The sequence below is a fragment of the Alcanivorax sp. genome (genome assembly GCF_040119285.1).
GTDB lineage: Bacteria > Pseudomonadota > Gammaproteobacteria > Pseudomonadales > Alcanivoracaceae > Alcanivorax.
This window is the reverse complement of the sequence record NZ_JBEDTY010000035.1, coordinates 64,565-77,732: the sequence shown is the minus strand read 5'-3', so window position 1 is coordinate 77,732 and position 13,168 is coordinate 64,565. Positions and strand designations below refer to the sequence as shown.

The window sequence follows — 13,168 nt, the reverse complement described above, 5'->3', positions numbered from 1 at the left end:
CGCTTGCCGCCCTGCCTAACACACTGTTTTATCTGGCACAAATATTGCTTACCCTGTGGGTAGACTGCTATTCTCGGGTTTTGGGGACGAACAGAATACCAAGCAGTATGAAGCCCACACTACAATTACAAATTGGCCAGCAGCTCACCATGACGCCGCAGCTGCAGCAGGCCATTCGCCTCTTGCAGCTGTCCACTTTAGATCTGCGCCAGGAAATTCAGCAAGCAGTGGAGAGCAACCCCCTGCTGGAATTGGCAGACGATTTCGGTGACGACGCCCTCTCCGAAGATGACGAAGAACGTCAGGACGAAGAGCTCGAGACCGACCGCGATAACGGCCTGGAAGAACTGATACAAGACGAGCCTGGGCTGGAAACCGAATGGGATGACGTCTATTCCGGTCAAAGTACCAGCTCCAGTGCAGCCCTCCCCGACGATGCCGACGAGTGGCAGCAACGTCACGCCATCTCCGGCGACCTGCAAGATCACTTGCTCTGGCAGCTAAACCTGACTCCCATGAGCGATGTAGACCGCATTATCGCCATGACCATCATCGAGTCCCTGGACGACCGCGGTTACATCACCGTGCCCCTTGGCGACATCGTCGACATGGTGAATGCCCAGCCGGACCTGCTTACCGAAGGAGACGAACTGGAGCACGATGAAGTGCTTGCCGTGCAGCACCGGTTGCAACAGTTCGACCCGGTAGGCGTCGCCAGCCTCAACTTGGCCGACTGCCTCTCAGTCCAGCTGCGCCAACTGCCCGCAGACACCCCGCTCTATGCCGAAGCCTACGCACTACTGGGGCACCTGGACCTACTGGAAAAGCACGATTACACCGCCCTGCGCCGCACCCTCCAGCTCACAGAAGAGGTCCTGCTTGAAGCGCTATCTCTGCTTCGCACCCTGGACCCGGCCCCCGGCGAGCAAATTGGCGAGCCTCAGGTGGACTACGCCGTTCCTGACGTGATCGTCCGCCAGCACCAGGGGCGCTGGCAGGTCAGCCTAAACGACGATGTCCTCCCGCGAGTCAACCTGCAACAGCAATACGCCAGCATCGCCCGCACCACCAGCGGTGAAGACGGGCAATATCTGCGCAACTGCGTCCAGGAAGCAAAATGGTTCATCAAGAGCCTGCAGAGCCGTCACGACACCCTGCTCAAAGTCGCCACCCGCATCGTGGACGTGCAACAAGGGTTCTTTGATTATGGCGATGAAGCCATGAAACCCCTGGTTTTGGCGGATATTGCCGATGCCGTTGAGATGCATGAATCAACCATCAGTCGGGTCACCAATCAGAAATACATGATGACACCCCGCGGCATCTTTGAGCTGAAATATTTCTTTTCCAGTCACGTGGGAACCGACGGTGGTGGTGAGTGTTCCTCCACCGCTATTCGTGCCATTATTAAGAAGCTGGTCGCTGCCGAGAATCCCCGCAAGCCGCTCAGCGATAACAAGCTGGCCAGCTTGCTCAATGAGCAGGGGATCAATGTAGCGCGCCGGACCGTCGCCAAATACAGAGAGGCGATGCGAATACCGTCTTCCAGCGCCCGCAAGCGTTTGGTGTAGGGCGCCAGAACGGATCATGGAATTCTGGGTAACACCTTGCTAAGCCAGCCTGAAAGGCGCAGCAAGCCAGGCGTTTTCCCGGGGTTCCTCAAACAGGTAAAGGAGCCAGCCATGCAAATTAATATCAGCGGTCATCACCTGGAAATTACCGATGCCTTGCGCACTTACGTGGGGGACAAATTTTCCCGTCTGGAGCGCCATTTTGACCAAATCACCAGCGTCCAGGTGATTCTTTCCCCGGAGCCCAAAACACACAAAGCGGAATCCACGATTCATATTTCCGGGGCCGATGTCTTCGCCACCGCTGAGGCAGGGGACATGTATGCAGCGATCGACAAACTGACGGACAAATTGGACCGCCAGATTCTTAAACACAAGGAAAAGGCCGTCAGCCACAAGCACGGCCACTAACCTAAAGCGGCAATTATGCGAGTTCGCGAACTACTGACTCTGGCCCGCACCCATCACGGTGCGCAGGCCAGCAGCAAGAAACAACTGCTTGACCAGGTTGCACAGCTGGCTGCTGCCAGCTGTGACAGCCTTAATGAGCAGGAAGTCTTCGACGCCCTGGTGGCCCGAGAAAAGCTGGGTTCCACGGGGATTGGCGAAGGCATTGCCATTCCTCATTGTCGACTAGAACATTGCCAACAGGCTGTGGGCTTGTTGTTAAAACTGGACACCCCCATTGATTTCGACGCCGTTGACGGTCAGCCAGTGGACCTGGTATTTGTGTTGCTGGTTCCCCAAGATAATCCCGAGCAGCACCTTAAAACGCTCAGCCACTTGGCCTCCCTGTTCAACGACGACACCTACCGCGCAGAGCTGCGCCGCAGCGATGACACCCAGCGCCTCTACCAAACCGCAGTAGAGTCTGAAGCGGAGTTACGACTAGCTTCATGAAACTGACCATTATCAGTGGACGTTCCGGCTCCGGGAAAACCACCGCGCTACAAGCACTGGAGGATCAGGGCTTTTATTGTGTCGACAATCTTCCCGTCGGCATGCTCCCCACCCTGGCCAAACAACTCAGTGAAGGTGAGCCCCCCATTGAGCAGGTCGCCGTTGGCATTGATGCCCGCAATCTCCCCGCCCAGCTGCTGGCCTTCGACAACATTCTTCACGCACTGAATGAGCAGCAGGTGCGCAGTGAAATCATCTACCTGGATGCGGATGATCACACTCTTCTTACTCGCTTCAGCGCTACCCGTCGCCGCCACCCACTGGGCACCGATCAACGCTCTCTGGCCGACGCCATAGGCCATGAACGTGAACTACTGGCCAACATCCGTCAACGTGCCGATCTGGTCATCGATAGCAGCAACCATGACGTCCATACTCTGCGCAATCTCATGCGTGAACGAGTCGCTCGCCGTGAAGCCACACTGTCGTTGCAACTGGAATCCTTTGGCTTCAAAAACGGCCTACCCACCGATGCGGATCTGGTTTTCGATGTGCGAGTTTTGCCCAACCCCCACTGGCAAGCAGACCTGCGCCCCTTTACCGGCAAAGATGACTGCATTGTCCAGTTTCTCAGCCAACACCAGACCAGTCACGACATGCTCAAGGATATTGGCGATTTCGTTGTGCGCTGGCTACCGGCCTTTGCCAACAGCGACCGCAGCTATGTGACCGTGGCTATCGGTTGCACCGGCGGCCGCCATCGCTCCGTCTTCATCACCGAACAGCTGGCAAAAAATCTGCGCGCAGAAGGCATTGTCCTTCAGGTCCGCCATAGGGAACTCTAACCCGGCAATCAGCCACCTCCTCCGACCACAAGACGACCGATGATTGAAAAACAACTCGATGTAATCAACAAACTCGGCCTGCATGCGCGCGCTGCCGCCAAAGTAGTCAGCGTGGCATCACGCTACAACAGCAGCATCCTGGTACTGCACAAAACACAAACCATCGACGCGAAAAGCATCATGGGCTTGCTCATGCTCGGTGCGGCCAAGGGAAGCAGCATCACCTTTCGAGTGGAGGGCGATGATGAACAACAGGCCATGGACGAACTGAAAGACTTGTTCTCTCGCCGTTTCGACGAAGGAGAATAGACGCAGATCAAGGTTTTGTATCGTATACAGGGTTTATATCGACCACTTATTGCGCCCCCGCCTTTGCAGCTGTAACTATCCTAAACAGGCCTGTTAACAAGCCGCCCCCGTCATACAACCATCAGGCAGGGAGGTCCTATGGTTGCAGAAGGAATGGCACGTGTGGAGCAACGCCGCGCGCTAGTTTTCTCGACCTTTGCTTTCACCCTCTGTTTTGCGGTATGGACAATGCTGTCCATACTCGGGTTACAGATTAAGGATGAACTGAACCTCACCGATACCCAGCTGGGCCTGCTCATGGCAACCCCAGTGCTTACCGGTTCCATCAGCCGATTATTTCTTGGTTACCTCACCGATCGTTTTGGCGGCCGCAAGGTGTTCAGTCTGCTGATGCTGCTCACTGGCGTCTTTGTCTTCCTGCTGTCTCTGGCCAACACCTACTGGTTACTACTGCTCGGTGCGCTGGGCGTTGGCCTAGCCGGTGGCTCCTTTATTGTTGGGGTGGCTTACACTTCCGCCTGGTATCCCCCCGAGAAACAAGGTACCGCGCTGGGCATCTTCGGGGCCGGCAATGTGGGCTCGGCAATCACTAGCCTGTGCGCGCCCTCCCTGCTACTGGCCTTGGGCTGGACCGGTACCGCCCAGCTTTACGCGGTAGTTATCGCCGCCAGCGGGATATTTTTTCTGCTGTTCGCCCGCACTGACCCCCTAAGCCAGCAGCGTGCTGCCAACCCGGTCTCTCTTAAAGAGCAATTTGCTCCGCTTGGCGAACTACGAGTATGGCGCTTTTCCCTCTATTACTTCTTTGTGTTTGGTGGTTTCGTCGCTCTAGCGCTGTGGCTGCCTCACTATCTGGTGGAAGTCTACGGCTTGAGCATTACCGTCGCGGGTGTTGTGGCCGCCCTGTACACCATTCCCGCCTCACTATTCCGGATTCTCGGAGGTTGGCTGTCCGACCGCTACGGGGCCCGAAAAGTGATGTACTGGACCCTAGTCGTGTCAGTGCTGTGCTGCTTCCTGCTCAGCTACCCACCCACCGACTACGTCATTGATGGCGTCAACGGAAAATTACGCTTCTCCATGGCCATGGGACTGATCGGCTTTATTCCCCTAACTATGGTATTGGGCTTTTTCATGTCCCTGGGTAAAGCGGCAGTGTTCAAACACATCCCGGCCTACTACCCCAACAATGTGGGTACCGTGGGCGGCCTGGTGGGCATGGTCGGCGGGCTCGGCGGCTTCCTGCTGCCCCTCACCTTCGGCATGCTCAACGATGTCATTGGCATCTGGCAAAGCAGCTTCATGCTGCTGTTCCTGGTCTCGGCCTTTGCGCTACTGTGGATGCATTACTCCATTCTGCGCGCCAACAGAATAGAACTGGGCGAAGATATACAAAGCCGCGACCTGCCCGAGCTCTCTACCCCAAAAGCATTTGTACTGGATGACTGGCGTCCGGAAGAACCCGCCTTCTGGGAAGAACAAGGCAAGCGTATTGCTCAGCGCAACCTATGGATATCCATTCCTTGCCTGATACTGGCATTTTCAGTGTGGATGGTGTGGTCTGTGGTCGTTGCCAAATTACCCAGCGTGGGCTTTGACTACAGCCCCAACCAACTGTTCTGGCTCGCTGCTCTGCCCGGGTTATCCGGGGCGACTCTGCGAATTTTCTACAGCTTTATGGTGCCAATATTTGGCGGGCGGCGCTGGACCGCTCTTTCCACCGCGTCACTACTGCTGCCGGCATTGTGGATTGGTGTGGCAGTGCAAAACCCGAACACCTCTTACCTGGTCATGCTGATCCTGGCTCTGCTATGCGGTTTTGGTGGCGGCAACTTTGCTTCCAGCATGGCCAACATTTCTTTCTTCTATCCCAAGCATGAGAAAGGCAAGGCCATGGGCCTTAATGCTGGGCTAGGAAACTTGGGGGTCAGCCTGATGCAATTTGTGGTGCCCCTGATCATCACCACCGGGGTATTCAGCTTCGTGGCAGGTGGCCCACAAATTACCGCTAGCAACGACGCCATATGGTTGCAGAACGCCGCCTTTGTCTGGGTCCCCTTCATTGTCTTGGCAACCATTGCCGCCTGGTTTGGAATGAACGATATCGCCAGTGCGCAATCTTCGTTTAAAGACCAAGCCACCATTTTCCAGCGTAAGCACAATTGGCTAATGTGCGTGCTCTACACCGGAACGTTTGGCAGTTTTATCGGCTTTTCCGCCGGCTTCCCGTTACTCAGCGCCAACCTGTTCCCAGAAGTCGATGCACTCAAGTATGCCTTTCTTGGCCCACTGGTTGGCGCCCTTAGCCGCGCATTTTCCGGCGGCGTTGCCGACCGCTTTGGCGGCGGCAAGGTCACATTATGGGTCTTTATCGGCATGATCGTTGGCGTGATCGGGACGCTGTTTTTCCTGCAAAAAGAAAGTTTTCAGGGTTTCTTTTTCATGTTCCTGTGGCTGTTCTTCGTTTCCGGGGTAGGCAACTCCAGCACGTTCCAAATGATCCCCACCATTTTCTCCATCTCGATCCCGCGCATCATGCCTTCGCTACCGCAAGACCAGCAGCGTATTCAAATCGAGCGTGAATCAGCGGCCACCGTAGGCTTCACCTCGGCTATCGCCGCCTACGGGGCCTTCTTCATCCCCAAGGCGTTCGGCACATCACTGAGTCTAAGCGGTAATGCCAATGTGGCGCTGTACGGTTTCATTCTCTTTTACGTGTTGTGCCTGGGTATTACTTGGTTCTACTACACACGCAAGAAGGCTGAGATTCCGTGTTGAGCGCCTGATATTCAACATCCATAGGGAGAGCATCCATGAGCCACTTTCTCGATCGTCTGAAGTACTTGGGAAAAAAACCAACCGACTTTTCAGACAAACACGGGGAGACCCGTGACGAGGACCGGCATTGGGAAGACGGCTATCGAAGCCGCTGGCAGCACGACAAAATCGTGCGCTCTACCCATGGAGTGAACTGTACCGGATCCTGCAGCTGGAAAATCTACGTCAAAAACGGCCTGGTGACCTGGGAAACTCAGCAGACGGATTACCCCCGTACTCGCCCCGACTTACCTAATCATGAACCCCGAGGCTGTCCACGTGGGGCCAGTTATTCTTGGTACCTATACAGCGCCAATCGCCTAAAGTACCCCCTGATTCGACAGACCTTGCTGAAATTGTGGCGCGACGCCCTTAAGGAACACTGCGATCCAGTGGATGCATGGGCTTCCATCGTGGAAACCCCGGACAAAGCGCAGCAATACAAACAAGCCCGCGGCATGGGCGGTTTTGTGCGCGGCGACTGGGACGAAATGAACCGCATCATTGCCGCGGCTAACATATATACCGCCAAACAATATGGACCTGATCGGATCATCGGTTTTTCTCCGATCCCAGCCATGTCCATGGTGTCCTATGCTTCCGGGGCTCGCTACCTGTCACTGATCGGCGGGGTCTGCCTGTCCTTCTACGACTGGTACTGCGACCTCCCCCCCGCCAGCCCACAAACCTGGGGCGAACAGACCGATGTGCCAGAATCCGCCGACTGGTACAACAGTGGCTATATCATTGCCTGGGGCTCCAACGTACCTCAAACCCGGACCCCGGATGCTCACTTCTTCACCGAAGTACGCTACAAAGGCACCAAAACCGTGGCCATCACGCCCGACTATGCCGAAGTTTCCAAATTGTGTGACGAATGGCTGAGCGCCAAGCAGGGCACAGATGCCGCTCTGGGGTTAGCGATGGGGCATGTCATCCTCAAGGAATTCCATCTCAACAATCCCAGTGAATATTTCACCGACTATGTACGGCGCTACACCGACATGCCCTTCCTGGTGGAACTGGAACCCCGTGACGACGGCAGCTACGTTCCCGGTCGTCAACTCCGCGCCAGTGATTTCGACGCATCCCTCGGACAGGACAACAACCCGGAATGGAAAACCGTGGTGTGGGACCCTGCCCGAGATGCCCCAGCGGTTCCGCGAGGCTCCATTGGTTTCCGTTGGGGCGAAAAGGGAAAATGGAACCTAGAACCACTAGACGCCGCCGGCAATAGCATCACGCCACTACTCACTCTGGCCGATCACCATGACAACATCGCCAAAGTGGCGTTCCCCTATTTCGGCGGCATCGCACGTGAACATTTCAATCACGTGGCCGGTGACGACATCCTCCACCACTCGCTGCCCGCCAAGCAACTATCCCTAGCAGATGGGCGACAGGCGCTGGTAGTCACCGTGTTTGATCTGATGTGTGCAAACTATGGCATCGACCGAGGGTTCGGAGACGATGACGGTGCCACCCATTACCGCCAACTCAAACCTTACACCCCCGCTTGGCAAGAACAAATTACCGGGGTCCCCGCTGAACAAGTAGCACGAATTGCCCGGGAGTTCGCCGACAACGCTGACAAGACTCGGGGCCGCTCCATGATCATTGTCGGTGCAGGCATGAACCACTGGTACCACATGGACATGAATTACCGAGGGCTGATCAACATGCTGATCCTGTGTGGCTGTATTGGTCAGAGCGGCGGCGGCTGGGCCCATTATGTAGGCCAAGAAAAACTGCGTCCGCAAACCGGCTGGTTGCCTCTGGCCTTTGGCCTGGATTGGACCCGTCCGCCCCGACACATGAACGGCACCTCGTTTTTCTATAATCATTCAAGCCAGTGGCGTTACGAAAAGTTGGACGTCAGCGAGCTGCTATCGCCGCTGGCCAAACCAGAGGATTACCAGGGCAGCCTGGTGGATTTCAATGTACGCGCCGAACGCATGGGTTGGCTGCCTTCAGCCCCCCAACTCGGGCGCAACCCGTTACAGATTGCCCGGGAGGCACAAGCGGCAGGAAAACCCGTTACAGATTATGTAGTGGAACAGCTCAAGTCTGGCAACCTGCGTTTTGCCGCTGAACAACCGGATGACCCAAAAAACTTTCCACGCAACATGTTCGTCTGGCGCTCCAATCTTCTGGGCAGCTCCGGCAAAGGCCACGAATACATGCTCAAGTACTTACTTGGCACCCGCCATGGTCTTCAAGGCAAGGACCTGGGCGAAATGGATGGCAACAAGCCCATGGAGGTGGACTGGGTCGAGCAGGCACCGGAGGGCAAGGTGGATCTATTCACCACGCTGGATTTCCGCATGTCCACCACCTGCCTGTATTCCGACATTGTTCTGCCTACGGCCACCTGGTACGAAAAAAACGACCTGAACACCTCAGACATGCACCCTTTTATTCACCCACTCACCGCAGCCACCGATCCGGCTTGGCAATCGCGCAGCGACTGGGAAATTTACAAAGGTATCGCCCGCACTTTTTCACAACTGTGCCCCGGTCATCTGGATGAAGAAACCGACGTGGTCACTCTGCCACTACAACACGACGCCCCGTCAGAACTATCGCAAAGCTGCGTACAGGACTGGAAAAAAGGCGAATGTGACCTGATCCCCGGCAAGACCATGCCTTCACTGGTTGAAGTCAAGCGGGACTACCCCGCCACCTATGAGCGTTTCACCGCCTTGGGACCGTTACTGGATAAACTAGGCAATGGCGGCAAGGGCATCTCCTGGAACACCGACAAGGAAATCCAGTTCCTCGGCGAACTCAATCACACCAAGCAGGACGGCCCGGCCAAAGGGCGGCCAAAAATTGAAACCGCCATTGACGCCGCCGAAGTCATCCTCTCTCTTGCACCAGAAACCAATGGCCAGGTCGCCATAAAAGCCTGGCAGGCATTATCAGAATTTACCGGTCGAGAACACGCACACTTGGCGCGTCCTAAAGAAGAAGAAAAAATTCGTTTCCGAGATATTGTCGCGCAACCGCGTAAAATTATCTCCAGCCCTACCTGGTCAGGTTTAGAGGATGAGCACGTCTCCTACACCGCAGGCTACACCAATGTGCACGAGCTGATCCCTTGGCGAACCCTCACTGGCCGCCAGCAACTCTACCAAGACCACCCCTGGATGCGAGCTTTTGGTGAAAGCCTGCTGGTTTACCGTCCTCCCATCGACACCAAAGCCGTGGCCAGTGCATTCAGCGTGCCCAACGGCAACCCAGAGAAAGCTCTCAATTTCCTGACGCCGCACCAGAAGTGGGGCATTCACTCCACTTACAGTGACAACCTGCTAATGCTGACGCTAAATCGCGGAGGCCCTGTGGTATGGCTATCCGAAAGTGATGCAGCTGACATTGGTGTGGCCGACAACGACTGGGTTGAACTGTACAACGCCAATGGCTCCATCGCTGCCCGCGCAGTAGTCAGTCAGCGGGTAAAGGACGGCATGGTAATGATGTATCACGCCCAGGAGCGCAATGTGAACGTGCCTGGCTCAGAAATCTCCGGCACCCGTGGCGGCATTCATAACTCTGTAACCAGAGTCTGCCCTAAACCCACCCACATGATCGGTGGCTACGCTCAACTAGCCTACGGATTCAACTACTACGGCACCGTCGGTTCCAACCGCGACGAATTCGTCATGGTCCGCAAAATGCGCAATGTGAACTGGCTGGACGGTGAAGGTCACGACAGCATACAAGAGGCCGTAAAATGAAAATTCGCTCCCAGGTCGGTATGGTGCTCAATCTCGACAAGTGCATTGGCTGTCATACCTGTTCCGTCACTTGCAAAAACGTATGGACCAGCCGGGAAGGTGTGGAATACGCCTGGTTCAATAATGTGGAAACAAAACCGGGCATTGGCTACCCGAAAGAATGGGAAAATCAAAAAAAATGGAACGGTGGATGGATGCGGCGGCTTGGCGATGGGAAAATCGAGCCGCGTATCGGCGGCAAGTGGCGAGTGTTGGCCAACCTATTTGCCAACCCGGATTTACCGGAAATTGATGACTATTACGAACCCTTCGATTTTGACTATCAGCACCTGCATACGGCCAAGGCCGGCAAGCATCAACCCGTTGCACGGCCCCGATCGCTAATTACTGGCAAACGTATAAAAAAAATAGAATGGGGTCCCAACTGGGAAGAAATCCTCGGCACCGAGTTTGCCAAACGCCGCAAAGACATCAACTTCGAACAAGTTCAGGCAGACATCTACGGGCAGTTTGAAAACACCTTCATGATGTATCTGCCACGGCTATGCGAGCACTGCCTAAACCCTACCTGTGTTGCCTCCTGTCCCAGTGGCGCTATCTACAAGCGAGAAGAAGATGGCATCGTATTGATTGACCAGGACAAGTGCCGCGGCTGGCGCATGTGCGTATCGGGCTGTCCCTACAAGAAAATTTACTACAACTGGAAAAGCGGAAAATCAGAGAAATGCATCTTCTGCTACCCACGTATCGAAGCAGGGGAGCCCACTGTCTGTTCGGAAACCTGTGTTGGCCGCATTCGTTATCTAGGCATACTGCTCTACGATGCCGACCGGATTTCCGAGGTAGCGAGCACCGCCGACGAACGCGACCTATACCATCGACAACGGGATATTTTCCTTGATCCCAACAACCCAGAAGTCATCGCCCAGGCACAACGCGACGGAATCTCTGACAACGTCATTGCCGCAGCCCAGGCTTCGCCTGTGTACAAACTAGCCATGGACTGGGGGCTCGCCCTGCCCCTTCACCCGGAATATCGCACCTTGCCCATGGTCTGGTATGTCCCTCCACTCTCCCCAATCCAGTCAGCTGCGCAAGCCGGCAAGATCGAATACGACGGTGTACTGCCGCGTATCGAGTCCTTACGAATTCCAGTGCGGTATCTAGCAAATATGCTCACCGCGGGTGAAGAACAACCCGTAGTGCTGGCCCTCAAGCGCCTGATGGCCATGAGAGTTTACATGCGTGACAAGCATGTGGAAGGTCACATCAATAAGGAAGTCGTTGATGCCGTAGGCCTAAGTGAACAGCAGGTGGAAGAAATGTATCGCTATCTGGCCATCGCCAACTACGAAGATCGCTTCGTGATTCCCTCCAGCCACCGCGAACAGGCGCGTGAAGCCTTTCCGGAACGCGGCGGCTGCGGTTTCAGTTTCGGCGACGGTTGCCACAGCGGCCAAAGCAAAAGCAACCTCTTCGGAGCCCGCCCGCAAACACGCACTCTGGTCAGCTCCCAGACCTATGACCCGCAGGAGAGCCCCCATGAATGAGCCCATTCAACGCACCCTACGGGTGCTAGCCCGGCTGCTGGATTACCCCCAGGCTGAACTGCAAGACGCCAGCGAAGCGATGCAGGCCATCATCCAGGCTGATCCGCGCCTGTGCGCCAAGCGCAAACAGGCATTAAACGCCTGGTGTGAACAAATCCAACATAATGAGCTGCTCGACCAGCAAGCGGAGTACGTGGCCCTGTTCGACAAGGGGCGCTCCACCTCTCTACTGCTATTCGAGCATGTTCACGGCGAATCGCGTGACCGTGGACAAGCCATGGTCGACCTGATCAATGAATACGCGCAGGCTGGGCTGATACTCGATAGTCGGGAACTGCCTGATTACCTGCCGCTGTTTCTGGAATACTTGTCCACACGTGACGAAACCACCATCGGCCAGTGGCTTGGCGATATTCGTCACATTCTGGCCCTTCTTACCGCTCGGCTGGAAGAACGCGATGCACCGCACGCACTCGTTACCCGCACCCTGCTCGCACTGATTGGCGCCGAGCAAGACGTGGCCCTCCATCGCCAAACCGTCAGTGAGGAAAAACCGGATCATACCCCCGAGGCACTGGATTCGGTCTGGGAGGAAGAGGCTGTTCGGTTCCATGCGGACTCAAATCAAGATTGCGGCAGCCAGACCGCCCAGCAACAACACCTGACCCAGCACCGTCACCGCGTGCAGACTCAAACAGTCACCATTAAGGATTCCACCCGCCCTGCGGCTGGAGGGCACCATGGATAACCTCTGCCAATATCTGAATACCGTCCTGTTCGGTCTTTACCCCTACTTTGCCGCCACCGTATTTCTGGTCGGCAGCCTGCTGCGCTTCGACCACGGCCAGTACACATGGAAAACCGGTTCCAGCCAGATGCTTTCCAGCCGCCACATGCGCCTGGCCAGCAACTGCTTCCATGTGGGCATTCTGGTGATTTTCTTCGGCCATCTAGTGGGATTACTGACCCCGCACTGGGCCTACGAATGGATTATTAGTCCGGGAAACAAGCAAATTATGGCGATACTGGTGGGCGGCATCGCCGGCATTATTTGTTTCATCGGTGGCGCCATGCTGCTCTGGCGACGACTGTCCAATCCCCGTGTACGTGCCACATCCAGCGCGATGGATACCTTCATCATTTTTCTACTCGTGGTACAGGTCACGTTAGGGCTGGGCACTATTATTCCCGCCATGGATCATCTCGACGGTGGGATTATGCTGCAACTGGCAAACTGGGCACAGTCCATCGTTTTCTTTAAAGGTAATGCAGCGGTTCACCTCCAAGGCATCAACTGGGTCTACAAGATTCATATCCTTATCGGGCTCACCCTCTTTTTGCTCTTTCCCTTCAGCCGCCTAGTGCATGTCTGGAGCGTGCCGCTGGGCTACCTGTTCCGCCGCTACCAAATTGTTCGTCGCCGCGGATAATCACACCAA

Annotated in this window: 10 protein-coding genes; all 10 read left to right on the top strand. The window is 55.6% G+C overall.

Translation table 11 applies throughout. The features are described 5' to 3' along the window. The first annotated feature begins 107 nt into the window (after window positions 1-107). The 10 genes from ABNH10_RS13810 (at window position 108) to narI (ending at window position 13,159) form a co-directional block, all read left to right on the top strand. Window positions 108-1,571, top strand: coding sequence for an RNA polymerase factor sigma-54 (locus ABNH10_RS13810; protein WP_349386486.1), 1,464 nt, complete (start codon window positions 108-110; stop codon window positions 1,569-1,571). Window positions 1,572-1,682: 111 nt separating this feature from the next. Next, window positions 1,683-1,982: a ribosome hibernation-promoting factor, HPF/YfiA family gene (hpf, locus tag ABNH10_RS13805; protein ID WP_349386485.1), complete on the top strand. Its 300-nt coding sequence runs from the start codon at window positions 1,683-1,685 to the stop codon at window positions 1,980-1,982. 15 nt (window positions 1,983-1,997) lie between these two features. Then, window positions 1,998-2,471: a PTS IIA-like nitrogen regulatory protein PtsN gene (gene ptsN, locus ABNH10_RS13800; protein ID WP_349386484.1), complete on the top strand. Its 474-nt coding sequence runs from the start codon at window positions 1,998-2,000 to the stop codon at window positions 2,469-2,471. After that, window positions 2,468-3,316 carry an RNase adapter RapZ gene (gene rapZ / locus ABNH10_RS13795; protein ID WP_349386483.1) on the top strand — a complete coding sequence of 283 codons (849 nt, stop codon included), beginning with the start codon at window positions 2,468-2,470 and terminating at the stop codon, window positions 3,314-3,316. The genes ptsN and rapZ overlap by 4 nt, the downstream gene beginning before the upstream one ends. Before the next feature lie 39 nt (window positions 3,317-3,355). Beyond that, window positions 3,356-3,625, top strand: coding sequence for an HPr family phosphocarrier protein (locus ABNH10_RS13790; RefSeq protein ID WP_349386482.1), 270 nt, complete (start codon window positions 3,356-3,358; stop codon window positions 3,623-3,625). A gap of 138 nt (window positions 3,626-3,763) precedes the next feature. Further along, window positions 3,764-6,403 (top strand): nitrate/nitrite transporter, encoded by a 2,640-nt coding sequence (locus ABNH10_RS13785; protein WP_349386481.1) that lies wholly within the window; start codon window positions 3,764-3,766, stop codon window positions 6,401-6,403. Window positions 6,404-6,438: 35 nt separating this feature from the next. Beyond that, window positions 6,439-10,179, top strand: a complete 3,741-nt coding sequence (locus ABNH10_RS13780) for a nitrate reductase subunit alpha (protein WP_035460582.1) — start codon at window positions 6,439-6,441, stop codon at window positions 10,177-10,179. Further along, window positions 10,176-11,729, top strand: a complete 1,554-nt coding sequence (gene narH, locus ABNH10_RS13775) for a nitrate reductase subunit beta (RefSeq protein WP_349386480.1) — start codon at window positions 10,176-10,178, stop codon at window positions 11,727-11,729. The genes ABNH10_RS13780 and narH overlap by 4 nt, the downstream gene beginning before the upstream one ends. Beyond that, on the top strand, window positions 11,722-12,477 hold the full coding sequence (gene narJ, locus ABNH10_RS13770) for a nitrate reductase molybdenum cofactor assembly chaperone (RefSeq protein WP_349386479.1): 756 nt from the start codon (window positions 11,722-11,724) through the stop codon (window positions 12,475-12,477). Before narH ends, narJ begins: the two co-directional genes overlap by 8 nt. Then, window positions 12,470-13,159 (top strand): respiratory nitrate reductase subunit gamma, encoded by a 690-nt coding sequence (gene narI, locus ABNH10_RS13765; protein ID WP_349386478.1) that lies wholly within the window; start codon window positions 12,470-12,472, stop codon window positions 13,157-13,159. Before narJ ends, narI begins: the two co-directional genes overlap by 8 nt. The last annotated feature ends 9 nt before the right edge of the window (window positions 13,160-13,168 follow it).